Genomic DNA, 25,745 nt, shown 5'->3' on the forward strand with positions numbered 1-25,745 from the left:
ATATAGGAATATAGGAATATAGGAATATAGGAATATAGGAATATAGGAAAAAAAGAAGTGGTGGAGGGAGCTGGATTCGAACCAGCGAAGGCTGAGCCGTCAGATTTACAGTCTGATCCCTTTGGCCGCTCGGGAACCCCTCCACACTATTTTTGTTACATTTGGCCCCACTTAACTTAGCGGTAAGAAAAGTGGTGGAGGGAGCTGGATTCGAACCAGCGAAGGCTGAGCCGTCAGATTTACAGTCTGATCCCTTTGGCCGCTCGGGAACCCCTCCAATGCAACGGCGCTGATAATAGCAAACTTCGGATTTAAGTAAAGAAAAAAGCTAAAGAAAATTGAAATAAAGCCGATAAATATCTATCACTTACTACAATCGGCTAAAGTCTATGCAAATCGATGATTTGTTAATCACAGAAAGTCAGCTTAAGAGCAAGCTTAATAAAAGTGTGCATGAAAATCGCCGTGACGAATTTGCACTTTTATTAGCAATGCTCTCGCATGATGTATTAGATTTCAGTCAATTTCATCTGCCAAAAACAGAAATTGAAAATTTAGCCACATCTGAGGAAGCCCTAAGAGAGAAATTTGGTGCAGGCCCTAAGCAACCATTAGCCCCTGAGAAGTTTGATATGTTAATAGGGCAATTTAATAGCTCTTTAATCTCAGAGCTTGGTGCGCAAACCGGCATGAAATGCATTAAATTAAATCAGTACTTAAAACCTGAGCCACTTACAATTAGAGATGATGACAAGCATGTGCCACTTAATATATTAGATAATTGCGAGCTGTCAGTTAGGCGACGTATTAAAAACGAAAATATGCAACTGGCAAACCCGCCTACAGATGCCGGTGCTTTTTACGATAGCTTAAATGACGATACTATACATCAGCCTCTTCATCTTATAGCTGTTTAACGTTGAATTACCACATCAGGTAATGTGCATTAACTATGTAATATGTTTGTAATAAAAAGCAGACTAAATACACTTTACTCGCGCTTTACTTTATAAAAAGTCTAATAATCGATTTAATTAAAAAAAAGCATCCAAAAATTCAGAGCAATTGCTATAATGGCACCAAATGGTATGACATTAAATGCCGTTATCATTAAATCAAGGTAATTAGGAACGTAATGAAGAAAATATTCACGCTAAATCACGAGAAAATCAAATACCCTCGTATGGTTGATGCTGCAAAGCATGAAGTGAAAAAATATTTGAAAAGGGAGCGTAACAAGACGCTTCCTGAAGATGCTGATTATTGGGCATTTGACTGTAAGTTTGGTAATACAGCTGAAGAAGCACAAGTTGTGCATGTTGCTGAATTAAATAACCAAATTGGCGAAATTGAAAAGCAAGGCTTAACTTCTTTCTATGTAGAGATTTTAGCTCGCCCTGCACAGCGTCAACAGTTAGACCTTGATGATGACGAGTAAAAGTTAGTTTTAACTAATTTGTAAATCACAAAATGAGCCCTCAAAGGCTCATTTTTTGTTTCTGCTATTAATAACTATATATTTTATATTTTTAAAAGTAAGCAAACTCCTAATAAATAGCTCGTATTACAACCTCCCCTTATAGCTTATATAAAATATAAATGCTTAGTTACAGGGCATAGCCTCTTTAAGCATAGTGGGCGGTGTTACTTAACTGGGTTGCCTTAGCTACTATGGTTTAAAATTAAGTGAATCAGCAAAAGCTCACGACTAAACGCAAAAACAGTTTTTAAACTACTTACTTTCAATTGTTTTTTACATTTGCATAACATAAAGCAGTATTATAGTGTGTGTAGAATAATAAAAATTAATATCACAAATTATGCCAATAAATTACTCCAATCATGCATTAAAACTAAGTTTAAAAAGCTCCAAGGTGCTCATTGTTGAAGACCAACTACTAACCTTAATAATATTAAGAAAAGCTTTGGCTGAACGATTTAATGTTGTGACTTCTAGAAGTGGTGAAGAGGCCATGGAACTATGTAAGAAAGAACCACCTGATATCGTTTTATTAGATATTAATTTAGAGGGAATTAATGGAATAGAAACCTGCTTAAGACTAAAAAATACGTACGAAACACAAGATATCCCAGTTATATTTATTACATCACTCGAAAGTGAAGAGGAAGCGTGTTGGGAAGCGGGTGCCGTAGACTTTATAAAAAAACCGGTAAATCCAGAGACATTATTTAGAAGGGTGAGGGCCCATTTAATGATTAAAGCTCAACATGATTTACTTAATCAAAAAGTGTTTATTGACGACTTGACTCAAATTTATAACAGACGCTACTTTGATACCCATTTTATAAAAATAGAACAAAGTGCACTACGTGAAAATGCAGACTGCGCACTGCTATTAATCGATATTGATTACTTTAAACAATACAATGATATTTATGGTCACTTACAGGGTGATACGGTTTTAAACTTAGTTGCCCAAACAATTACTAAAAGTTTACAACGCCCTACAGATTTTGTATCACGATTTGGAGGGGAAGAGTTTGTTGTTGTACTCCCCTATACAGGTAGTAAAGGGGCTAATTTTGTAGCAGAGAAAATAAAAAATAATGTAATACAACTTGGTATATTACATAAACACTCAGAGCATGAATTTGTAACGATTAGTATTGGTGGCGCAACATTACAAACACGTGAAAACAGTAAAAATACATTACAGTTAGCAGATGAAAAAATGTATAAATCTAAGTTTAAAGGCCGTAACCAAGTTTGTTTTTAGCTCCGGTTTAAATTATGACTTTTGTTATAATGATCATACACTGTGGCACTTTTTATATTTTTTACCACTGCCACAGGGGCAATTATCATTCCTACTCACTTTAATATCAGCTACTGGGAATATAACCCCGTCTAAGTAACGCCATTTACCGTCTTCTTTTATAAATTGCGAATCTTCATGAAGCTCACAATATAAGTTTTGATAAAAGTAATGTGCCTTAAATTCAACTTTTCCTTGAGTGGCATCGTGATTTGTACTTACTACGTCTAAGCCTATAAACCGGCAACTTTCAGCAAAATCTTTAATTTCTTTTATAGGATTTTCAGGTTGTTTTTCAGATGCATAAGTAAGATAAATATACTTTGCATTTTTCATTACATAAGCACTGTAGCGAGAACGCATTAATTGTTCAGGGCTCGCAGCTTGCTTTGCGCCTACATGAAAAGGTTTGCAGCAGTGGACATAACTAAGCCCACTACAGCAAAAACATAGGGTGGTGTCTGATGAGGTCATAATAACAATACAGAATTTAAAACATTATTTTATCAAGCTTATTGAGCAAGTGGTATCTCTGTCGTTGTCGTATTTTTTGTAAAGCAATATAACTTTGTTGCCGTTTTAGTTAAATCTAAAGAAAGATGGGTAAGCAATTGGTTATTAACTATGTCTGTCCAAGTAATTACAGCCGCAAAATTACCGTTATTCAACGCAGAACTTAAAACATATTCCAAGTTTACTAGGTGCTTTTGTCTGATCACTAGCAACTTACTTGTATCAATAGAGCACGAGTCGAGCAAGGCTCTGCTAGGAACGTGATCAGGAGCGATCAATAATGTCCATGCGTTAGAACTATTATAATGGTGCAGCACTTTTAAAAGCTCAAACGTTGCCGAAATCTCATCTTCGATTTGGATTAAGTTTACACAATCACGTTTATCATCTTGCTTATAACTTTTAACTGTTCTTACGGTAATAGGCTGTAACATAAATATCTCACTCACTGGGTTTTTATACAGTATGCGTATACAGTAGTTTATACAGTGCTTTCGTGCAAGCTATATTTGCTATTTATTTGTACAGTTATTCAGTTTTATTTATTGAAATTTAAAATAAGATAAATAAAACAATACCTTAAGCTTTTTTATCTGTGTTCTATCCGTGTTTTAATGTTTATATCTGCTAATCTTTTAAAGGAGCTATGTTGGGTAGGAATAGTCATTTTTATACAGTGCTTTATTCTCTATACAGTATTAAGCACACAATAGATTAATCGATTTGTGGATCATTAGGAATAAGCTGTGCGTACTGTAGCTGATGAATTTGTTCATATAGACTTGCGGCATAGCATTGTGCATCTTTTAACCGTTTAGTTTCTATATGCTTTCTTAGGTCGTTAATTGCAGCAGTAGCGGGCTCATAACCTTGGCTGCTAGCAAGACTTAGCCAAGCCGCCGCATGAAAAACACTTTGTGGAACGCCTTCACCTTTTACAAAAAATAATCCTAAGTAAAACTGAGCTCTCTGATTACCAGCCATTGCCGCTAGGCGCATCCATTTTGCAGCTAATGGAGGTTGCTTATTTTTTAAATAATATAGCGCTTTATTTAGTGTGCTTTGTTCATCTTTTTTAGCGTTAGCTACTGCTGGGTTGTGATCAGGTTGAGTAACAAAGCCTAAAATATTATCTAACTGTTGTTCTAGGTCGTGCCCGCTGGGTGTTGTTTTAAGCATATTGATTCATTTGTTATTTTAGTTGCTTCGATAGTTTAGTATATCGCAAAGTAAAATGTCCTGTTAAAGATTATTTTTATGATAAAATCTGACTACTTTTTACTATTACAAGCTTATTATGTTCGAAGCCTTATTTAAACTTAGCGAAAATAACTCAACAGTTAAACGTGAATGCGTGGCTGGCCTTACTACCTTTATGACTATGGTTTACATTGTATTTGTAAATCCAGCCATGCTCGCTGAGGCCGGAATGGACCAAGGGGCTGCATTTGTTGCTACCTGTATTGCTGCTGCAATAGGCTGTTTTATTATGGGGTTATGGGCAAATTACCCGTTAGCACTGGCGCCTGGTATGGGGCTCAATGCCTTTTTTACTTATGGTGTTGTATTAGGTATGGGTTATACCTGGCAAGCTGCATTAGGGGCTGTATTTATGTCGGGGTGTATATTTTTACTTTTAAGCCTTTTTAAAGTCAGAGAGTGGATTATTAACGCTATACCTCTGGTATTAAAGCGAGCTATTGCAACAGGTATTGGCGCTTTTTTAGCGTTAATTGCATTAAAAAATGCGGGTATTATTGTTGCAAGTCCCGCCACTCTTGTTCAATTAGGTGATATCACATCAGCAGGTCCATTATTAGCAATATTGAGCTTTTTTGTTATCGCAGGACTTTTATATCGTGATTTCAAAAGTGGTGTACTCATTAGCATTTTATTAGTAACTGGCATTGCGTTAAGTTTAGGGCTTGTTGAATACCATGGTGTTATGGCTATGCCACCTTCAATTATGCCTACTTTTATGCAACTAGATTTTGCTGCTGCCTTTGAGCTGTCTATGCTAAGTGTAATTTTTGCATTTCTGTTTGTTGATTTATTTGATACTTCGGGCACTTTGGTTGCTGTTACACAAAAAGCGGGACTTGCAGATGAAAAAGGTAATATGCCGCGTTTAGGTCGTGCTTTAAGTGCCGATAGTTCTGCAACAATTGCTGGAGCAATGCTTGGCACTTCAACTACAACGTCTTATATTGAATCCGTAGCGGGTGTATCTGTTGGTGGGCGTACAGGCTTAACGGCTGTGGTTGTTGGTATATGCTTTTTATTAATGATGTTTTTTGCGCCCCTTGCACAAATGGTACCTGCATATGCAACGGCAGGTGCAATACTGTACGTTGCTGTACTAATGCTACAAAACCTAAAGTTTGTAAATTGGGATGATATGACAGATGCAATTCCTGTTACGGTAGTACTTTTAATGACACCACTTACTTTTTCGATTGCACATGGTATAGCCCTTGGCTTTATATCTTACACTGCGGTTAAAGTACTGTGTGGTAAACAGGATCAAATTAGCATTAGCGTGTGGGTTTTGACGGCATTATTTATTATCAAATTTGCGTTTTTATCTTAACAAAGTAAACATGAGTTATAAAAAACCCATACAGATTTCTCTGTATGGGTTTTTTGATATTTATAGCAAGGTGATAAATGGGTGATAATTTATAACCTCATTTTACCATTTCTTTTTAGGGGCAAACAAAACATCTAATTCGTCTTGCTCTTCTTCGGCTTTCTTTTTCAGGGCACTTGCATTTGAGGCTCTAAGCTCAACACTAATAGCTTCTAAGTAACCTTCAACCTCTTGGCGTTTTGAGGTTACGTATTCGTCAGAGTAAGTAACAGCACTAAGCGTTGCATAGGCTTTTTCAAAGTATTGTCTAGCAGAGCCAACCATATTTGCAGAGCGAGCTGACAAGCCTCGTTTGATTTGGCTTTCAATATTTATGCGTAACTGTAATTTTTCAAGCCGTTTATCTTCTACGGCAAAAACTTGGCTATCAATACGACCTTTACTGTGCTCAGAGCGTAAAACTGAACGTAGCTTCTTAATCCCTTGAATCAGGCTTACCAATTGCTTATCGTTACTCGGTAATGCTAAAGACTCGCTATTATTACCTTGCACTGGGTTTGATAAATTAGTTTTTGCTTCGCTTAAGCGAGTTTTAAGCGCTTTAGAATTTGGTGAGTTTGAAACCATTGTATTTAAAGCTTCATACACACGGCGTTGTAATGCGCGAATTATATTTTCGGATAAAGGGATATTTGCACTATTCATAAGTGCTTCTTCTGTTTCTTCAATAATTGCTTTTTGTTTTGTTAACTGTTTGCGGCGTTCAGCTTCTTGTTTTTCTTTGTGTTGTTGCACAGCACTAACCCATAGTGCTATTACTATAAGCGCTACTATAAGTATTATTATGATAGAAACAATCATCTTTTAATTCTCTGATTCATAATCTAATTTACCTAATCTTACATTAATTATACGTTAACTGTGTAGCTTTGCGTTGATTAACTTAAAAATACTCCGTTATTTAAGGTTTAGCTTTCTTAAAGTGTTGTAAGACGAAGGGATTATAAGATTAACCTGAATAAACATCGCTACCTCAAGCATATTTATTATGCTAGCCTTGAGTACTAATCAGATAAATGCATGCCTTAGTTACTATTGTTGCTTTTTATTCAAATAACACTTGGTTTTAATAAGTATTGCCTTTATAAATAATATGAATAATAACGTTAAAATTTGCAGCCATGAAATTACAACAACTCAGATATATAGTAGAAGTACAAAACCATAAATTAAATGTTTCAGCGACCGCTGAGAGCTTATTTACCTCGCAACCGGGTATTTCTAAACAAGTACGAATGCTTGAAGATGAGTTAGGTGTGCAAATTTTTGGTCGTAGTGGTAAACATTTAACGCATGTAACCAGCGCTGGCGAAGACATTATTAATATTTCTCGTGAAATATTATCTAAAGTTGAGGGGATTAAAGCGGTAGCTAATGAACACACATTGCCTGATCAAGGTAAGTTGAATATTGCTACTACCCACACTCAGGCACGTTATGCATTGCCTAACGTTATTCAAGGGTTTATGAAAAAATACCCAGCGGTATCACTGCATATGCATCAAGGTACACCACAGCAAATTTCTGATGCTGCGGCCCGAGGTGATGCAGACTTTGCGATTGCCACAGAGGCATTGCATTTGTATTCAGATTTGGTGATGTTGCCGTGCTATCACTGGAATCGCAGTATAGTCGTGGCTAAAGACCACCCACTTGTCAAAAAAGCCGACAGTTTATCTGTTTCTGATATTGCACAATATCCTCTTATTACCTATGTTTTTGGTTTTACCGGTCGTTCAGAGCTTGATAAAGCGTTTAATGCTCACGGTCTTGAGCCACACATAGTATTTACCGCAACCGATGCAGATGTTATTAAAACCTATGTCCGGTTAGGGCTTGGTGTGGGTGTTGTTGCATCTATGGCTATAGATCAGCTAAGCGATACTGATTTAGTATGTATTGATGCAAGCCATTTGTTTGAAGCAAGTACGACTAAAATTGGCTTTAGAAAGGGTAGTTTTTTACGCACTTACATGTATGATTTTATAGAACGGTTTGCACCGCACTTAACGAAAGAGCGAGTAGAGCGTGCAAGTTTACTGCGTAACCAAGAAGACGTAGATAAACTGTTTGAAGACATAGAATTACCAGTTAAATAACAATTAACCTTATTGCTGTAATTTAGCTAGCAATAAAAAAGCCGCTTATTTTAAATTAGCGGCTTTTCTGATTTTATCGCTTTTAACATTCAATAATATTTACAGCTAATCCACCACGTGCGGTTTCTTTGTATTTAGTTTTCATGTCATTACCGGTATCAAGCATGGTTTTAATTACTTTGTCTAGCGATACCTTTTGCTCTCCGCTGCCGCGAATAGCAAGTCGCGAGGCGTTAATGGCTTTTATAGAGCCCATTGCGTTACGTTCAATACACGGCACTTGTACTAGTCCACCAACAGGGTCACAAGTAAGCCCTAGGTTATGTTCCATGCCTATTTCAGCGGCGTTTTCTACTTGTACAACATTGCCACCTACTATTTCTGTAAGTGCACCTGCAGCCATTGAACATGCCACGCCAACTTCCCCTTGGCAGCCAACTTCAGCACCTGAGATTGAAGCATTTTTTTTATATAAAATACCAATAGCCGCAGCTGTTAATAAGTAACGTGTTGCTATATCGCGATCTACTTCTTTAATAAATGTGTGATAGTACATAAGTACGGCTGGCAAAATGCCAGCGGCACCGTTAGTCGGCGCGGTAACAACACGGCCGCCAGCTGCGTTTTCTTCATTTACAGCAAGGGCGAATAAATCAACCCAGTCCATTGCGCGAAGTGGGTCGTTACTTACTTCAACGTTAAGCTTTAAATATAAACTGGGGGCACGGCGCTTAACTTTTAAGCCTCCAGGTAAAATACCTTCGGTGCGCATACCGCGCTCAATACAGGCTTTCATTACTTGCCAAATATTAAAGAGCTCATCTTTAATGGCATCTTCGTTGCGCAGTGTTTTTTCATTTTTCATCATCAAACTAGAAACACTCAAGCCTGACTCTTTACACATTTCTAGCAAGTCTTTTGCGCTATCAAATGGGAAGGGTGCGGGGTTTTCTTCTCTAATATCAAGCGCTGCTTGTTTTTCTTTTTCAAATTCTTCATCGGTTACAATAAAACCGCCACCAATTGAGTAGTAAACTTTACTGTAAATTTTTTCGCCATTGTTTGAGGCAATAATTTCCATTGCATTTGAGTGCTTAGGCAGTGTTTTTCGACGGTGAAAAACAATTGCACCTTGTTTAGGGAATTTAGCTTTATGTGTTTGATTCAGGTAAATCACCTGCTCATTTTCAATAGTGGCCAAAATATCGTCAACTAAATCAGCATCTATTGTTTCTGGGTCGTAGCCTGCAAGACCCAAAATTACCGCTTTACCAGAGCCGTGGCCTACGCCTGTTTGCCCTAATGAGCCGTATAACTCTACTTTTATATCGGTAACATTTGCTAATAATTGCTGTTCTTGTAAGTCATTAACAAATAAGCGTGATGCGCGCATTGGGCCAACAGTGTGTGATGAAGAAGGGCCAATACCAATGCTAAACATATCAAATGCACTGATCATAGTGTGTGTCTCTACTTTGTTTCTCAGCATGAAGCTGTTCTTTGAACGGTCGAGTATAATAACGTGGAATTGGTGGCATGTAACCAACAATAGTGAAGATTTACACTGGTAGGGCGAGCTGCTTTGTAAAGTTTTTTATAATGCTTGCCGTTGCACCCCAAAGTAGTCCGTGTTGAGTTGCAAAGCCTTGTAAGGTAATTGTTTTACCAAAGCGTTGAAAAGGCAAAGGCTGCCAATTAGCATCGTTACTTAAATCGCTAAGCGAGAGTAAAAAGCTTGCTTGAACTTCATTATGGTCGTTCTCCCATCTAGTGTTTTTATTAAGCAAACCCACAAAGGGGCTAATACTAAAACCAGTTAAAGTAGAGTATTCAGGCAGTTGCCCAAGCACAGCTACATTACTTGGCGTAATATTAAGCTCCTCCTCAAGTTCACGAAGTGCAGTAGTGCGAAGTTTAACATCGCTTGGCTCAAATTTACCGCCAGGCAAACAGATTTCCCCTGGGTGGTGGTGCAAATAAGTGGGGCGTTTACACAATAAAATATGCGCATGATTATCTATATCGATAATGGGTAGCATAACTGCACTGGCACGCTTTTTACGAGTATCTTTTAGCTGGTTAGGCGCAGCAATTGGGCTTAATTGAAACCGCGCTCTAATATGTTCACTATTCAAAGCCACCTACTGTGTTAATAAAGGAAGGATTTTATTCACTTTATCGTATGTTTCTTGATATTCCAATTCGACTTTAGAATCAGCCACTATGCCTCCGCCTGCCCAACAGTAAATTTGTTGGTTATGGCACACTAAAGTACGAATAGTAATACTGGTATCCATATTACCGCAGGCACTTAAATAGCCAATAGAGCCACAATAAATACTGCGACGATGTGGCTCGAGTTCTTCAATTATTTCCATAGCCCTAATTTTGGGCGCACCGGTGATTGAGCCGCCCGGAAAAGCCGCTTTTAACTGATCAACCGCTGTTTTACCTTCATCAAGTTCTGAGGTTACCGTGCTTACCAAATGATGCACTGCCGGAAAGCTCTCAATAGCGAAAAGGGAAGGGACGTGAACGCTGCCGGGTTTTGCTACTTTGCCTAAGTCGTTACGCAGTAAATCGACAATCATCACATTTTCTGCACGATCCTTTGCTGAATTGGCCAGTAAATTAGCTTGGTGCTGGTCCTCAAGCGCATCGGCTTTGCGTGGTAGGGTGCCTTTAATGGGTTTGGTTTCAACTTTGTTATTATTTACCAAAATAAAACGCTCAGGGGAGATGGATAATATGGCCCCTTGCGGATGATTAATAAAGCTTGAAAAAGGGGCTTTGTTAGCCTCGCGCAATTTTATATAAGCGCTCCATGGTGAGCCTTTGTAGTGAGCGCTAAAGCGCTGTGCTAAATTAATTTGATAGCAGTCACCACTTTTTAAATAATCTTCGATTTTTGCAAATTTTGAAGCGTAGTCTGCTTGGCTCATATTAGATTGCCACTGGCTGTTAAGCGCAAAATTTTTACTTGTCACGCTTTTATCTAAATATTGCTGATAAAGAGCTAAACGATCAACGTTTGGCTGAGATACATAAAACCAACTTTGCTGGTGTTTATCGTAAATTAGAGCATCTAAATAAAGACCAATAGCCATTTGTGGTAAGTTAATATCATCAATCGCTTTACTTGGCATGCTCTCTATTGTGCGCCCGAGGTCGTAACCAAAGTAACCAAGCCAGCCACCATTAAAAGGCAGGTCGTAACCTGCTTTAGTGCAATCGAGTTTTAAAAGCTCACTGTTCATAATTTCAAAGCACGATTGATTGCTTTCAATATTGTTAAAAAAACTTTGGTTATTTTTTACTTCAAGGGTACTTTGCGGCTCAATAGCAATAATATCAAAACGACTATTTATATGATTACTATTAGCTGAGTCTAAAAGAATTGCGTAAGGCAAATGCGAAAAATGCGCAAAAACGTCAATGCAGTTTTGCGTTATGGCTAATTTAGTACAATTTTTTTTATTGTTTAGCATTTACTACCCTTTTAAGAACTGGCTCGAAACGGGCTGGGAGGGTATCATAAGTCAAATTTTTTTGGCAGCGTTTAAGTAAAATCGCTGTAATTAAACAGTGCAAACCACCGTCACCGGTTTGATATAGATTACGCGACTATGCGTAACGGTAACTTAAGGAACCACTAATGAGTACAATCCGTCAGCAAGACTTTATTGATAGCATTGAAGATGCATTGCAATACATCTCTTTTTATCACCCACTTGATTTTGTTCAAGCATTAGAAAAAGCGTACAACAAAGAACAAAGCAAAGCGGCAAAAGATGCAATAGCTCAAATCTTAATTAACTCGCGTATGTCGGCTGAGGGCAAACGTCCACTGTGTCAAGACACGGGTATTATTACGTGTTTTGTAAAAGTAGGTATGGATGTTAAGTGGGATAAAACAGATTTAACCGTTCAGCAAATGGTTGATGAAGGTACTCGCCGTGCGTATTTGAACCCAGACAACCCGCTACGTGCTTCTATTGTTGCAGACCCTGCAGGCACACGTAAAAATACGAAAGACAATACACCTTCAGTTGTACACATTGATTTAGTTGCTGGTGGTGAAGTAGAAGTAATGGTTGCGGCTAAAGGCGGCGGCTCTGAAAACAAAAGTAAAATGGTAATGCTAAATCCATCAGACGACGTTGCGGCATGGGTTGAAAAAACATTACCTACAATGGGTGCTGGTTGGTGTCCGCCAGGCATGCTAGGAATAGGTATTGGTGGCACTGCTGAAAAAGCAGCAGTAATGGCAAAAGAGTCGCTAATGGATCCGGTTGATATTCATGAGCTTATGGAGCGCGGCGCAGAAACTACGGAAGAAAAACTGCGTTTAGAAATTTTTGAACGTGCTAATAAATTAGGTATTGGCGCTCAAGGTTTAGGTGGCTTAACAACGGTTGTTGATATTAAAATTAAAACAGCACCTACGCATGCGGCATCAAAACCTGTGGTAATGATCCCTAACTGTGCTGCAACTCGCCATGTTCACTTTACTTTAGATGGTTCAGGCCCAGCTGACTTAAAAGCACCTAAACTTGAAGATTGGCCACAAGTAACATTTGAAGTAGGTGAGGGTACTCGCCGTGTTGATTTAAACACATTAACAAAAGCAGATGTTCAAGAATGGAAAATGGGTGAAACCGTTTTACTTTCAGGCACTATTTTAACAGGCCGTGATGCTGCGCATAAACGTTTGCAAGACATGATCAATTCAGGTGAAGGTTTACCTGAGGGCGTAGACTTTGATAACAAGTTTATTTACTACGTAGGGCCAGTTGATGCCGTTGGTGATGAAGCCGTAGGCCCAGCAGGCCCAACTACAGCAACACGTATGGATAAATTTACCGATATGATGCTAGAAAAAACTGGCATTGTAGGCATGATTGGTAAAGCCGAACGTGGCCCTGCTACGGTTGAGTCTATTAAAGAGCATAAATCAGTTTACTTAATGGCTGTAGGCGGCGCAGCTTACTTAGTATCTAAAGCGATTAAAAAAGCACGTGTTGTAGCCTTTGAAGATTTGGGTATGGAAGCAATCTACGAATTTGAAGTAGAAGATATGCCTGTAACAGTTGCTGTAGATAGCGAAGGTGCAAATGCACATACGCAAGGCCCAGCAATTTGGAAAGCTAAAATTGAAGAGTTAGACGGTAAATTAAAATAAGCCGTTAATTTTAAAAAGCGAGTTTAGGCTCGCTTTTTAATACTCTAAATTCTCTTATCAACTAATTTAACACCTCAGACCAGTTTTGATTACTCCCCTCTAATTTTCATAAACCTATACACTGTGCGCATTGCAGTATAATTGGCACTTGTACTTTAAACTTTACATCTATTAGTTTCTTCTCGTTTACGTAAGCGTAAGTAACTGTGGTTTTTATTAATTTAGTTTTTAAAATTAAAATAGTTGTTTATTCGGGTTTTTTTATCTTTAAAGTGGCTTTTGTTGGGTTGTTTAATTCAAGCTTGATGTTTTCATTGGGTTTATCATCCATTGGTGTGGCGAACCTTAATATGAAGTGGTAAAGTCTCGTGAATTTCCAGCGCGTATACCCTCTCACGGGTTCATTTTTCGGAGTATTTAAAGTGGCTGTATTTAACCAAGCTGAATTTGATAACCACGAGCAAGTGGTTTTTTGTTCTGATGAAGAGTCAGGCTTAAAAGCAATTATTGCTGTACATAATACCAATTTAGGCCCTGCTGTTGGCGGTTGTAGAATGTGGGATTATGCAAATGACGACGATGCAGTTTACGATGTGCTGCGCTTAGCTAAAGGCATGACATATAAAAATGCAGTTGCACGCCTGCCATTTGGCGGTGGTAAGTCTGTTATTATTGGTAACGCGAAAGAAATTAAATCAGAGCAGTTATTTCGCGCTTTTGGTCGTAAGCTAGAAGGCTTAGGTGGCAGCTATTACTGTGCAGAAGATGTAAATATCACTTGCGACGATGTTGCCCTGATGAATAAAGAAACAAACTACGTTTTGGGTCTTGAAGGTAAAAGTGGTAACCCATCGCCATTTACTGCTTACGGAACATTTTTAGGAATTAAAGCCGCATTACAGCATCAACGCGGTCATCAAAACTTTGCTGGTATTAAAGTGGCTGTACAAGGTTTAGGTTCAGTTGCTTATGCGCTGTGTAAGTATTTATCTGATGCAGGTGCAGAGTTGTTTGTTACTGATATAAACCAAGACGCTATTAAAAGAGTGGTCAATGACTTTAATGCAACAGCGGTTGGTATTGATGAAATTTACGACTTAGATGTAGATGTATATGCGCCTTGTGCTTTAGGTGCAACGGTTAACGACTTAACGATTCCGCGTTTAAAAGCGACGATTATTGCAGGCTGTGCTAATAATCAGCTGGCAGAGTCTCGCCACGGTGAAATTATTCGTGAAAAAGGCATTTTATATGCACCAGATTATGTAATTAACGCTGGCGGTATTATTAATGTTTATTACGAAACAGCACCTGAAGGTTACAGTAAAGCTGCATCTAATAAGCATGTTGAGGTGATATTCGATACCTTGACTGAAATTTTTGCTCGAAGTGAAAAAGAGCAAAAATCAACGCATTTAATTGCCGATGAGTTAGCACAAGAGATCATTAAAAACGGTCTTTAATCAGTAATTACACAATGAAAGGCGTACAGAGGTACGCCTTTTTTGTTTATACTTAAAAGTGTTAATTACACTCACACGGATATTATGACTTCTTCAACTCCTTTTATGCAGCCTTTTGATTTAGAAAGTTGGTCTCGCACGCAGCACTTTGAGCTTTTTAAAAACTTTGCTCAGCCTTACTTTAATGTTTGTGTGCGTATAGATGCACAGCAGCTTTATCAGTATTGCAAAACGCAGGGCTTATCTTTTTTTCAGGCTTATATATTTTGTACTTTAAAAGCATGCCATGCCTATGAGCCGTTAATGTTACGCATTTTAGAGCAAAAGCCTTGGTTACTTAATCAAGTGCGAGCGAGTGTGGTTGAGCTTGATAAAAATGATGCATTTGTTTTTAGTTACTTTAATAGTAAAAGCACATTTGCTGAGTTTGCAGTTCATGCTAGTGAGGTAAGTAAAAAGGCTAAATCCCAGCCGCTTTTTTCAGATGCGTTTAAGCAAACAGAAGGCCAAGCCGATTTAATTCACATATCAGTTTTACCATGGTTAAATTTTAGCGCGTTTTCGCATGCGTTTAGTAATGGAGAGAGTGTAGGGATCCCTAAATTTGTGTTTGGTCAATTCGATAAAAATACCGGAACAATGCCTCTATCTGTTGATGTGCACCACTCATTGATGGATGGATTGCATGTCGCTAAATTTATCAACGTACTGCAAAGTGCCTTTGATGACTTTTGTAATAGCTGATTGGCAGGTAAGCTAAAGCTTATTATTAAACAATTTTAAAATAACGTGTTGGCTCTATATTAAACGTGGAGCCATGTGCAGTTGAAAAACAACATCCCCGGACATATTTATATAACATAAATTAATTTAGGACGTCCTTATGATAAATGGACTGTTATTACTCATTTTAGTTGTGTTTGTTATTGTGTTTTGGCGATGGCCTTCAATACAAAACCGCTTATGGCAAAAAAAGTATAAAACTCTCTCCTTAAATTCTCAGCAAAAAGATATCTTACTCCGCTGCATGCCTATTTATAAAAAAATGACTGACGCAGATAGAGAAAAGCTAGAGCGCCATATCGTCTGGTTTTTAAACGAGAAACGCTTTTTAGGGCGCGATGGTTTAAAGCTAACACCTGCCATGAAATTAATTGTAGCTGCCGACGCGTGCGTACTTGTGCTAAATAAGCCATGGCCGCTTTATAAAAACGTGAAGGAGATATTACTATATCCAAGTGCTTACTATGCGCCGCAATCGACCCGTGATAGTGCTGGGCTTGTTAGTTATCATAACGCTGTACGTTTGGGTGAGTCGTGGCCTGGCGGCACCTTAGTGCTTAGTTGGCACGATGTGCTGGAGGGAAACAGATTACCTAGCGATGGCCATAACTTGGTATTTCATGAATTTGCTCATCAGCTTGATCAAGAAACAGGTAAAACATCGGGTACGCCACTTTTAAAAAACGCTGCGCAATACACAGAATGGGGGCGTGTATTTAGCCGTGCATTTACTCAGTTAAAAACACATGTGGCGTATAGTATGAGCCATGTTATACATAGTTATGGTGCAACTAATGAGGCTGAATTTTTTGCTGTGATCACAGAAACATTCTTAGAAAAACCAGCTGAACTTAGACATCACGATCCTGAAATTTACCGTCTGCTGGTGGATTACTATCAATTTGATCCTATTGCTTGGCATTAAACCTACATAAACTGCGTTTTATCATATAACGCTGGCAAGTTACGCTTTTTTTTGTTGCAATCATGTAAAATAGATTTAACTGCAACAATAACAAGCGAGAAACGCATGAAAAAAATGCTTCATACAGTATTGGCACTTTCAGTGTCATTGGCTCTAGGGCATGTAAATGCTGCCGAAAAAGATGAACAAAAATGGCAAGTAGATTCTCCTAAAGGCCAGTTTGTTGACGCTGCAATTAGCGTTGAACAAGGCACATGGATGAATATTGATGTAAGCCCGGATGGAAAAACAGTTGTGTTTGACCTGCTTGGTGATATTTATACAATGCCAATGAGTGGCGGTACAGCTACAAAACTTACCTCAGATATTGCATGGCAAATGCAGCCTCGCTTTAGTCCAAATGGAAAACACATTGCTTTTACCTCAGATCAGGGAGGTGGCGATAATATTTGGATAATGGATTTAAATGGCGAAAACCAACACGCAGTTACTGATGAAACCTTTAGGCTTTTAAACAGCCCCGCATGGAGCCCTGATGGCGATTACCTAGTTGCACGTAAGCACTTTACTGCAAGCCGCTCGTTGGGAGCTGGTGAAGTGTGGCTTTATCATAAGGCGGGGGGCAAAGGTGTTCAACTTACTAAGCGCGAGAACGATCAAAAAGATTTAGGTGAGCCAATGTTCTCCCCAGATGGACGTTATGTTTACTTTTCACATGATGCAACGCCTGGTAAAACTTTTCATTATTCAAAAGATTCAGTAGCGGGTATTTATAAAATTAAACGCTACGACCGTGAAACAGGCGAGATAGAAACTGTTATTAATACTATGGGTGGAGCGATAAGACCCACACCATCGCCTGATGGCAAAAAGTTAGCGTACATTAAGCGTGATGATTTTCAAACTAGCCTTTATTTATACGATTTAAGCAGCGGTGAGCACACAAAACTGTACGACAAGCTTGAACGTGACATGCAAGAAACGTGGGCTATACATGGGGTTTATCCGACTATTGCATGGACGCCAGATAATGAAGAGCTGGTATTTTGGGCTGGTGGCACTATTCACAAGCTAGATGTTGCAGACAAATCTGTTAAAACCATCCCTTTTAAAGTGCAAACAAGTAAAAAAATTCAAAAAGCAGTGCGATTTACACAAAACTTAGATACCGACGAGTTTGATGTAAAAATGCTACGAAATGTACAGGTAAGCCCAGATGGCGAAACGGCAATTTTTGAAGCACTTGGTTATATTTATAAACGTGATTTAGAGTCGGGCAAGATTAAACGTTTAACTAAACAAACTGAGCATTATGAGTTATTCCCGCAATACTCTCGTGATGGTAAGAAAATTGTATACACCACTTGGAATGATAACGAACAAGGTACGGTACGCGTTGTATCGTCGCGCAGCGGACGGGGCGATACCATTACCTCAGAGCCTGGCAAATATGTAGAGCCAACATTTAGCCCAAATGGTAAAACGGTTGTGTACCGAAAAGCCACAGGTGGCAGCATATTAAACCCTAAATGGTCTTTAAACCCAGGCATTTATAGTGTAAGCGTTAAAGGTGGTAAAAGTGAGCTGATTTCTAAAAGCGGGTATCAACCACAGTTTGGTGATGAGAGTGATCGCGTTTTTATTATGAGCCCATGGCCAAAACCAACGCTTAGCGTAGTAGAGCTTAAAAGTAAAAAAGTACGTAAGCTTTATGAGTCTGAGCATGCAACTGAATTTAGAGTTTCACCAGATGGTCAATATTTAGCGTTTGCTGAGCGGTTTAAAGTGTTTGTTACCCCTTTTGTAGAAAGTGGCTCAACAATTAATATAAGCCCTAAAGATAGCCAGTTCCCTATAGAGCAATTGTCTGCTCGTGCGGGTGAAAACATTAGCTGGAATACTAAAAGCAATACGCTTTATTGGACTTTAGGCCCAGAGCTTTACCATGCAAGTTTAGAGGGAATGTTTGCAATTAATAAAGCCGATGATGCTGACTTTAAAGTAAAAAGCGGTGAACGCATTGGTTTTAGTAAAAAAATGGCTGAGCCTAAAGGCATGATTGCGTTAAAAGGCGCAAAGATTATTACTATGGATGGCGAAAAGGTCATTGAAAATGGTGTGATAATTACAGATGGCAAACACATCAAATCAATTGGTACAGCTAATGAAGTAACCATACCAAAAAATGCAAAAGTAATTGATGTAACAGGTAAAACGATTATGCCTGGTATTGTTGATGCGCATGCACATGGCTCTCAAGCAAGTGATGAAATAATTCCACAGCAAAATTGGAAAAACTTTGCAGGCTTAGCACTGGGTGTTACCACTATTCATGACCCATCAAATGATACAACAGAAATATTTACTGCCAGTGAAATGCAAAAGGCAGGGATGATTGTTGGCCCGCGTATTTTCTCTACAGGGACTATTTTATATGGCGCAAATATGCCGGGTTATACGTCACACATAGACTCGTTAGAAGATGCTAAATTTCATTTAGAGCGACTTAAAAAAGTGGGGGCGTTTAGTGTTAAATCGTATAACCAACCACGGCGTGAGCAGCGCCAGCAAGTAATTGAAGCCGGGCGTGAACTTGAAATGATGGTCGTGCCAGAAGGCGGCTCATTATTGCAACATAACTTAAGTATGGTGGTTGATGGCCACACAGGCATTGAACATTCTATTCCTGTTGAGCACATTTATGATGATATAAAACAGTTATGGTCGCAAAGTGATGTAGGCTATACACCTACACTTGTAGTGGCTTACGGTGGTATATGGGGGGAAAACTATTGGTATGATAAAACGGATGTGTGGAACCACCCTCGTTTAAGTAAATTTGTGCCTAAAAACCAATTATTACCGCGCTCTATGCGCCGCGTAAAAGCGCCTGATCATCACTATAATCACTTTAATAACGCACGTGTGGCAAAAGAGCTGCAAGACTTGGGTGTACTGGTTAATTTAGGTGCCCATGGGCAGCGTGAAGGGCTTGGTGCACATTGGGAAATGTGGATGTTTGCTCAAGGCGGAATGACACCGCTTGAGGCAATACGTGCATCGACACTCGATCCGGCTAAGTATTTAGGGCTCGATAAAAACGTAGGCTCGCTTGAAGTGGGTAAACTGGCTGATTTAATGGTTATAGATGGCGATCCGCTTAAAAATATTCGAGATTCGGATAAAGTTGATTACACCATGATCAATGGTCGTTTATTTGATGCAAGTACAATGAATGAAGTGGGTAAAAAAGCACGTGAACCGCTTTATTTTGAATAGCGTTAATTATTATTTTTAACTGTTATAAAGCGGCTAATAGCCGCTTTTTTTAGCTCTGTATTATTAGTAAAGAATTTGGCATGCTAATTACCGCTTTTATTGGTGTTGTATTTGCTGTTTATTTGCATTTTTGGCTTGTTCTAAATGATAATTTTTATCGCAGGTGGCGACACGTTTAGGCCCGTAAAATAATTAAGTATTATTGTGGATTAATTGCATGTTCAATTAATAAATAACAGACATAAAAAAACCGCTTAACGCGGTTTCTTTAAAATCACAAATGGTGTTTAAACAACACCGCGCGGTAAGCGACAGTCATGATCTTTACGAGCTAAAATTACAATCCAAAGCTCTTCAGCTGTGTAACCTTCTTCATTTTCGGTAACAACAGAGAACGGTGCTTTTTTCTGTGCTTTAACAGGCGCAGCAGTTTTCGTTTTAGTTTTTTTAGCCGGCGCTTTTTCTGCAGCTTTAGGTGTAGTTTTACCAGAGCTTAATTCTTCAGTCAGCTCAGCTACGTCAGCTAGGCGTAGATTTTTTCCGCCATCGATGCTGTACCAGCCTGGTTTAGTTGTAATTTCAGGTTTTTTACCATTTGCAGCTTCATATGCTGCTTCAAAGGCAGATAACACTTCTGTTTTGTCTAGTTTGCTCATCAGAGACCCTATACGTTGTGAACACAGATAAAGAAGGGGGTATTTATACCTATTTTAAAACTGTTTTTCAATTTTTTGCGATTTTCCTTCCATTTTTCACCTATAAACGCCAAAATTTGCACAAAATTCAGTGTTAAGTAAGGTAACGTGTATGCAACGTAGAGAATTTAACCAACTTCTAAATGACATTTTAAAACCGCATTTAATTAAAGATTTTTGCCCAAATGGATTACAAGTTGAAGGTAAAAATGAAATTAAAACCATCGTTACTGGTGTAACAGCAAGCCAAGCACTTATTGATGCAGCTATAGAAAAAAATGCAGATGCTATTTTGGTTCACCATGGTTTTTTTTGGAAAGGGGAATCCCAACCTATCACAGGTATGAAAAAGCGCCGTATAAGTGCATTACTTAAAAACGACATAAATTTGTTTGGGTATCATTTACCTCTGGATATTCACCCGACTATTGGTAATAACGCGCAGCTAGCTAATTTACTTGATATTGAGATAGAAACTGGGCTTGAGCCAACTGCTAATAGTGTAGCAATGAAAGGACGTTTGAAAACTCCGCTTACAGGTAGTGAGTTTGCCAAGAAAATTGCAAGCGTTTTGCATCGAGAGCCATTGAGCAGTATTGTTCGCGATGAAAAAATACACACCATTGCACTGTGCACAGGTGGTGGGCAAGGCTATATAGACTTAGCAGCAGAGCAGGGAATTGATGCCTATTTAACAGGTGAAGCGTCTGAGCAAACTATTCACAGTTCGCGCGAGCAAAATATAGATTTTTTTGCTGCAGGGCACCATGCCACTGAACGCTACGGTGTTAAAGCATTGGGTGAGTTACTAGCTAAAGATTATGGTTTTGAGGTTACCTTTATAGATATAGATAACCCGGTATAACTAAAATACTTATTAGTTACTAAAGCGCTTCTGGATTTATCCAGCGGCGCAAATTAATCCACGCATTTCCCAGCAATTCATGTGCGTACTGTGTAACGACCCTTAAAGCCTCTGCATTTGGAATAAACTGCTTATATAAAGGCTGCGCTGCAAAATTATGGTAATCAGTTGCAGCTGTTATTACATCTATTCCTTGGGCGTTGAATAAATTTTTTGCTCTAGGCATATGAAGCACAGAAGTAACCAAAGCAACGTGAAAATCAACCAGTTTTGGGGCTAACATTTTTGCCTCCGCAGCGGTATCCATAGCGTGCGGGTGTTGACTAATACGGTTTTTATTCACTCCTAAACTAATGGCTGTTTTATACATTAAGGCGCTATTAGTGACATTCTCGTAACCACCACCAGATACTATAAGTTGTGCATTAGGGTATTGCTTAGCAAGTTTTACACCTTCTACTAAGCGGCTAAGCGCACAGTTACCAAGCTGGTTGTTGGCACTGAGCCCGGTGTTTGGGTTTATGTCGCAGCCAAGTACAACAATTTTATCTATTTTAGAGTGTTTTAATGCATTAAACGCAAGTGAACTTGGCTCATTGCTTTTAATAATTTGATGTGCAAAAAACGGTGTACTAAGACAAAGCAGAGCGAATAAGCTTAAACTTGAAATAACAAGTGCTGATTTACGCCCTTTAAATGCAATCAACAGCATTATAAGAGCAAACAGAGAAAATAAAGGGAGCGGCATGAGTAAGCCACCTAAAATCTTTTTTAATTCAAACATAATAAGTAACACAAACATAATATTGCTTTATGTTACTTATTAGCATGTAATTTATCGACCGTTATTTAGCTTACACGTATTTAAAAAGTGACGATAAACGGGGTTATCTTTCATGTCTTTTTTCATTGCTAAATACATTGGGCGTGTTAAGCCAAGTGCACCAAGCGGAATTGATTTAATCAATCCTTGGCTTTCGTAAGGTGTAACAAGCCAGTCAGGTAGTGCAGCTACACCCATTCCAGCACTTACTAATTGAAATATAAGTAGCCCTTGGTCTACATTTTTGAGTGTGCCATCAAAGCGTGCATTTTGAATAAAATGTTTAAAAATATCTTGGCGTTCACGCGGAATAGGGTACGAAATAATAGTTTCGTTTTTTAGATCAAGCGCGGTTACATAGGCTTTTTTAGCAAGTTCATGATCCGGTGCCACAATTAGCTTTAATTTAAAATCAAATAAATGCGCATACTCTAGTTTGTCAGGTTCACGGATATCTGAGGTTAATACTAAATCTAGCTCATCACTTAATAAATCAGGAATAGCGTCGTAACTAAAGCCGCGCTCATAGTCTATTTTTATATCGGGCCAAAAATTATTAAATTCTTTAATTGTAGGCAGTAACCAATGAAAGCAGGCATGGCATTCGACGCTTAAACGCAGTTGTGAAATAGGTTGGTTAAGGCTTTCTTTTAATCTGCATTTAGTTGCTTCTACTTTTGGTAAAACCTCGTTTGCCAGCTCTAGTAATAACATGCCTTGTGGCGTAAAACGTACAGGTTGAGTTTTACGTTCAAATAACTGGCAATCTAATTTGTTTTCTAAGTCTTTTATTTGATGAGACAACGCTGATTGTGTCAAAAATAGCTCACGAGCTGTATTAACCAAAGATCCAGTGTCTTTTAGGGTCGCAATGGTTTTTAAATGTTTAATGTCAATCATCTTTAATAATTCTCATGGTGAAAGTGAGTTTTGCTTAGATTAACTACATACTACGCTTTTACAAAAAACGTTTCAACGTCTAGATGGCTAAAATAAGGCTGTTTATTATAGATTACCCTCTAAACATTAAATATCTTAATGTGGCAGCTGGCTTAAAAGGTTGTTTGGTGGGTTGGTTATGAGTTTAGTTCATGTTTAGTTTGAATTTGCATGATTAACCTAGACTATAAATAATAAATCTATCATAAGTGGTTATATTAAGTGCTTTTTAGGTGTGAGCGAGGCTAAATAGATTGTTTTTTCAATGCTGTCAGGCATATGTAAGCATACCGTAAGGCAATTAAGTAATGCTTTATTTAATGTGGTTAAAAAGAGCATTACTTAATTTTAGTTGATGTACTAACGTATAGCTTACAAAGGCTTATTAATTAATTTAATTGCTTGGTTTGCGGTTACAGGCTTTGATTTTAAATAGCCTTGTCCGTAATTACAGGCAGTTGATTGCAAAATAGTGAGTTGATCCTGTGTTTCAATACCTTCAGCAACAACCTCGAGTTGAAGGGATTGTGCCAGAGATAAAATAGCCTCAACAAGAGGATTAGTTGAGTCTTGAAGGTGATCAATAAAGCTCTTGTCTATTTTTAAAATATGGATTGGTAATTGATGTAAGTAACCAAGCGCAGAATAGCCAGTACCAAAATCATCAAGGCACAGTTTTACCTTAAGCGGTGAAAGCCCTTCTATAATTTGTGTTGCTAAGTCTAAGTTTTCGATTAAACCCGACTCAGTGATCTCTAAACATAAAGAACCAAGAGGTAATTGGTACTTATTATAAATAGAGTGAATTTGAGCAACAAAGTCAAGGCTTGCAAAATGACGTGAAGATACATTAACGGTTACTTTTAAAAAGCGATGTCCCTGTTTATGCCAATTGGCAATGTGCTGCGCAGCTAAATCAAGAAGGTGTAAATCTAGATTAATTATTTGACCTGTGTTTTCAGCAATAGGTATAAAGTCATTAGGTGGTACAAAGCCTTTTTTAGGATGATGCCAACGTACTAATGCTTCAAAGCCTATAATTTCACTACTATTAATGGTAAATATTGGCTGAAAATAGAGTTCAAACTCATTATGCTCAATACCATGCTGTAAATCGTTTTCGATATCTGCATGAGTTTTAAGTTTTTTACGCATTGTGTTATTGAAAAACTTTACTTGTCCTCGGCCGGTTGATTTTGCTTCATACATAGCAGCATCGGCTTGCTGTAATAAAATATAGGCTTTATCGTCAATACTGTCGCTGTAAGCTATACCAATACTAGTAGAGGCCTGCAATAGGTGGCCATCAACATTTAATGGTTTACAAAGTGCTGTCGTAATGCGCTTTAACGCTTCACTTACCTGATTTTTATGAGTGATATTTTCCATGAATATAGCAAATTCATCACCGCCTAAACGAGCAAAGGTATCAGTATTTCGCACTGTATTTTTTATAAGTTCACAGATTTTAATTAAAAAGTGATCACCCACTTCATGACCCAGAGCATCGTTTATACTTTTAAACCGGTCGAAATCTAAATATAAGAGCGCGTGGCTTGTGCTTTTTTTAGCACGGGATAAGCGCAAAATAGCGTGTTTTATCCGCTCAATAAGTAAAGAGCGGTTAGCAAGGCCTGTTAGTTCATCATGGAGTGCTTTGTGCTCTAGCTCTTGACGGGCTAATTGTCTATCTATTGCCATACTTATTTGGCGGCTAACGTAGGTTAATAGAGCGCTGTCATGCTCGTTATATTGCAGATTTTTATCATAACTTTGAACAACAATTACGCCGCTTATTCTCTCATTCGTTTTAAACGGGACGCCAAGCCAAGATTCAGATAACCTACCAACAAGTTTAAAGTCGCCGACATTAATGTGTTGTTGATATTGTGATTGGTTAAGTAATAAAACACGATCTGATTTTAATAAATAGTAAGAGGCTGTATCTTTTAGCTGCTCTTTTGATATTTTTTTATGGGCATGACTTTGAATTCCTTCTTCTACTATATAAACCAGATCGAGAATATCAACTTGCTTATCGTAAAGAGCAATAAAAAAGTTATCGGCAGGTATTAAGCTGTTTATTATTCTATGCAGTGCTTCAAAGAAAGTGTCTAGGTCATTTGCTTTATAAGTCAGGTTAGCTATTTGTAATAAGCTATTTTCTAACTTTTGAGCATTATTGAGTTGCTCAACAGTTTGTTGTAAGTTATTAACCGTATTTACTTGGTTTATTTTTGCGCTGAGCAAATGTGCCACTGTAGTTAAAATTTCTAAGTGGGCATGGGTAAAATAATTTTTAAAAGGGTGCTCACAATCGATAACACCTAATACTTGCTCTTTATATATGAGAGGGACACATAATTCTGATTGAGCAGGGCGCTCGTCCGCAATATATCGGCTGTCCTTTGTGACATCGTCAATAATAACGGCTTTACCAGTGCTTGCGACAGCCCCAGTAATCCCTTCACTGAAACGAATTATTTTACGTTCAGCTTGGTACTTATTGCGAGCATGTGCAATACCCATAGAAGCAACTTGGTTTAATGTATCGGCATTGCGATCTGCCAAATAGATCACACAATCAACAAATCCTAAACGATTCACTACTTGTGTAGTTACATATTCAAAGAGCTCATCGAGGGTGTCGAGTTGAAGTAAGCTAGATGAAAACTGATTAATAATACTGAGTTCATCAGTTTTTATTTCTAATGCTCTTATTGCATCAATTTGATAAGACATAGACAATTTA

At 38.2% G+C, this 25,745-nt stretch carries 22 protein-coding genes and 2 tRNA genes; 11 read left to right on the top strand and 13 right to left on the bottom strand.

Going from position 1 to position 25,745, the window contains the following annotated elements:
- Window positions 1–58: 58 nt before the first annotated feature.
- Both J8L73_RS11680 and J8L73_RS11685 read right to left on the bottom strand, forming a co-directional pair.
- Window positions 59–143, bottom strand: a tRNA-Tyr gene (locus J8L73_RS11680).
- 49 nt (window positions 144–192) lie between these two features.
- Window positions 193–277, bottom strand: a tRNA-Tyr gene (locus tag J8L73_RS11685).
- Window positions 278–389: 112 nt separating this feature from the next.
- On the opposite strand from J8L73_RS11685, the gene J8L73_RS11690 reads away from it, so the two are divergent.
- From J8L73_RS11690 to J8L73_RS11700, 3 genes are all read left to right on the top strand, one after another.
- Window positions 390–917, top strand: coding sequence for a VC2046/SO_2500 family protein (locus J8L73_RS11690; RefSeq protein ID WP_211017252.1), 528 nt, complete (start codon window positions 390–392; stop codon window positions 915–917).
- 218 nt (window positions 918–1,135) lie between these two features.
- Window positions 1,136–1,438, top strand: a complete 303-nt coding sequence (locus tag J8L73_RS11695) for a DUF6172 family protein (RefSeq protein ID WP_210999648.1) — start codon at window positions 1,136–1,138, stop codon at window positions 1,436–1,438.
- Between the two features lie 382 nt (window positions 1,439–1,820).
- On the top strand, window positions 1,821–2,738 hold the full coding sequence (locus tag J8L73_RS11700; protein ID WP_210999647.1) for a diguanylate cyclase: 918 nt from the start codon (window positions 1,821–1,823) through the stop codon (window positions 2,736–2,738).
- 33 nt (window positions 2,739–2,771) lie between these two features.
- On the opposite strand, the gene J8L73_RS11705 is transcribed toward J8L73_RS11700, so the two are convergent.
- The 3 genes from J8L73_RS11705 to J8L73_RS11715 all read right to left on the bottom strand — a co-directional run bounded on the left by J8L73_RS11705 (window position 2,772) and on the right by J8L73_RS11715 (window position 4,469).
- Complete coding sequence (locus J8L73_RS11705) at window positions 2,772–3,251, bottom strand: YchJ family metal-binding protein (RefSeq protein WP_210999646.1); 480 nt, start codon at window positions 3,249–3,251, stop codon at window positions 2,772–2,774.
- A gap of 38 nt (window positions 3,252–3,289) precedes the next feature.
- Entirely contained in the window at window positions 3,290–3,724 is a 435-nt protein-coding gene (locus J8L73_RS11710) for a SulA-like leucine-rich domain-containing protein (protein ID WP_210999645.1), read from the bottom strand.
- A gap of 280 nt (window positions 3,725–4,004) precedes the next feature.
- Window positions 4,005–4,469, bottom strand: a complete 465-nt coding sequence (locus tag J8L73_RS11715) for an SEL1-like repeat protein (protein ID WP_210999644.1) — start codon at window positions 4,467–4,469, stop codon at window positions 4,005–4,007.
- Window positions 4,470–4,587: 118 nt separating this feature from the next.
- On the opposite strand from J8L73_RS11715, the gene J8L73_RS11720 reads away from it, so the two are divergent.
- A complete protein-coding gene (locus J8L73_RS11720; RefSeq protein WP_211017254.1) occupies window positions 4,588–5,880 on the top strand; it encodes an NCS2 family permease in 1,293 nt (430 codons plus the stop codon).
- A gap of 102 nt (window positions 5,881–5,982) precedes the next feature.
- On the opposite strand, the gene J8L73_RS11725 is transcribed toward J8L73_RS11720, so the two are convergent.
- On the bottom strand, window positions 5,983–6,741 hold the full coding sequence (locus J8L73_RS11725; RefSeq protein ID WP_211017256.1) for a hypothetical protein: 759 nt from the start codon (window positions 6,739–6,741) through the stop codon (window positions 5,983–5,985).
- Window positions 6,742–7,061: 320 nt separating this feature from the next.
- Here J8L73_RS11725 and cysB point away from each other — a divergent pair, with 320 nt between their 5' ends.
- Window positions 7,062–8,039: an HTH-type transcriptional regulator CysB gene (gene cysB / locus J8L73_RS11730; protein WP_211017272.1), complete on the top strand. Its 978-nt coding sequence runs from the start codon at window positions 7,062–7,064 to the stop codon at window positions 8,037–8,039.
- An 82-nt stretch (window positions 8,040–8,121) separates the two neighbouring features.
- On the opposite strand, the gene J8L73_RS11735 is transcribed toward cysB, so the two are convergent.
- The 3 genes from J8L73_RS11735 to pabB form a co-directional block, all read right to left on the bottom strand.
- Window positions 8,122–9,498, bottom strand: a complete 1,377-nt coding sequence (locus J8L73_RS11735; RefSeq protein WP_210999667.1) for an L-serine ammonia-lyase — start codon at window positions 9,496–9,498, stop codon at window positions 8,122–8,124.
- 100 nt (window positions 9,499–9,598) lie between these two features.
- The gene (locus J8L73_RS11740; protein WP_210999640.1) at window positions 9,599–10,174 is read right to left on the bottom strand and encodes a CoA pyrophosphatase; all 576 of its coding nucleotides are present in this window, start codon (window positions 10,172–10,174) and stop codon (window positions 9,599–9,601) included.
- Window positions 10,175–10,180: 6 nt separating this feature from the next.
- On the bottom strand, window positions 10,181–11,527 hold the full coding sequence (pabB, locus tag J8L73_RS11745; RefSeq protein WP_211017274.1) for an aminodeoxychorismate synthase component I: 1,347 nt from the start codon (window positions 11,525–11,527) through the stop codon (window positions 10,181–10,183).
- 167 nt (window positions 11,528–11,694) lie between these two features.
- Between pabB and J8L73_RS11750 the strand changes: the two genes are divergently transcribed.
- From J8L73_RS11750 to J8L73_RS11770, 5 genes are all read left to right on the top strand, one after another.
- Entirely contained in the window at window positions 11,695–13,221 is a 1,527-nt protein-coding gene (locus J8L73_RS11750; RefSeq protein WP_104642383.1) for a fumarate hydratase, read from the top strand.
- Between the two features lie 422 nt (window positions 13,222–13,643).
- Window positions 13,644–14,684 (top strand): Glu/Leu/Phe/Val dehydrogenase, encoded by a 1,041-nt coding sequence (locus tag J8L73_RS11755; protein WP_210999638.1) that lies wholly within the window; start codon window positions 13,644–13,646, stop codon window positions 14,682–14,684.
- 105 nt (window positions 14,685–14,789) lie between these two features.
- Complete coding sequence (locus J8L73_RS11760) at window positions 14,790–15,428, top strand: CatA-like O-acetyltransferase (RefSeq protein WP_210999666.1); 639 nt, start codon at window positions 14,790–14,792, stop codon at window positions 15,426–15,428.
- A gap of 139 nt (window positions 15,429–15,567) precedes the next feature.
- Window positions 15,568–16,392 (top strand): M90 family metallopeptidase, encoded by an 825-nt coding sequence (locus tag J8L73_RS11765; RefSeq protein ID WP_210999637.1) that lies wholly within the window; start codon window positions 15,568–15,570, stop codon window positions 16,390–16,392.
- A 105-nt stretch (window positions 16,393–16,497) separates the two neighbouring features.
- A complete protein-coding gene (locus J8L73_RS11770; RefSeq protein WP_210999636.1) occupies window positions 16,498–19,671 on the top strand; it encodes an amidohydrolase family protein in 3,174 nt (1,057 codons plus the stop codon).
- Between the two features lie 287 nt (window positions 19,672–19,958).
- Here the strand turns inward: J8L73_RS11770 and J8L73_RS11775 are convergent, their stop codons facing one another.
- Window positions 19,959–20,327: a hypothetical protein gene (locus tag J8L73_RS11775; protein ID WP_058548842.1), complete on the bottom strand. Its 369-nt coding sequence runs from the start codon at window positions 20,325–20,327 to the stop codon at window positions 19,959–19,961.
- Window positions 20,328–20,478: 151 nt separating this feature from the next.
- On the opposite strand from J8L73_RS11775, the gene J8L73_RS11780 reads away from it, so the two are divergent.
- Entirely contained in the window at window positions 20,479–21,231 is a 753-nt protein-coding gene (locus J8L73_RS11780) for a Nif3-like dinuclear metal center hexameric protein (protein WP_210999635.1), read from the top strand.
- 19 nt (window positions 21,232–21,250) lie between these two features.
- On the opposite strand, the gene J8L73_RS11785 is transcribed toward J8L73_RS11780, so the two are convergent.
- The 3 genes from J8L73_RS11785 to J8L73_RS11795 form a co-directional block, all read right to left on the bottom strand.
- The gene (locus J8L73_RS11785) at window positions 21,251–22,015 is read right to left on the bottom strand and encodes a YdcF family protein (RefSeq protein WP_211017385.1); all 765 of its coding nucleotides are present in this window, start codon (window positions 22,013–22,015) and stop codon (window positions 21,251–21,253) included.
- A gap of 51 nt (window positions 22,016–22,066) precedes the next feature.
- Window positions 22,067–22,954 carry a LysR substrate-binding domain-containing protein gene (locus J8L73_RS11790; protein WP_058548844.1) on the bottom strand — a complete coding sequence of 296 codons (888 nt, stop codon included), beginning with the start codon at window positions 22,952–22,954 and terminating at the stop codon, window positions 22,067–22,069.
- A gap of 411 nt (window positions 22,955–23,365) precedes the next feature.
- Complete coding sequence (locus tag J8L73_RS11795; protein WP_211017277.1) at window positions 23,366–25,735, bottom strand: EAL domain-containing protein; 2,370 nt, start codon at window positions 25,733–25,735, stop codon at window positions 23,366–23,368.
- Window positions 25,736–25,745 lie beyond the last annotated feature (10 nt).

Source organism: Pseudoalteromonas sp. MMG006 (genome assembly GCF_018101025.1).
GTDB lineage: Bacteria > Pseudomonadota > Gammaproteobacteria > Enterobacterales > Alteromonadaceae > Pseudoalteromonas.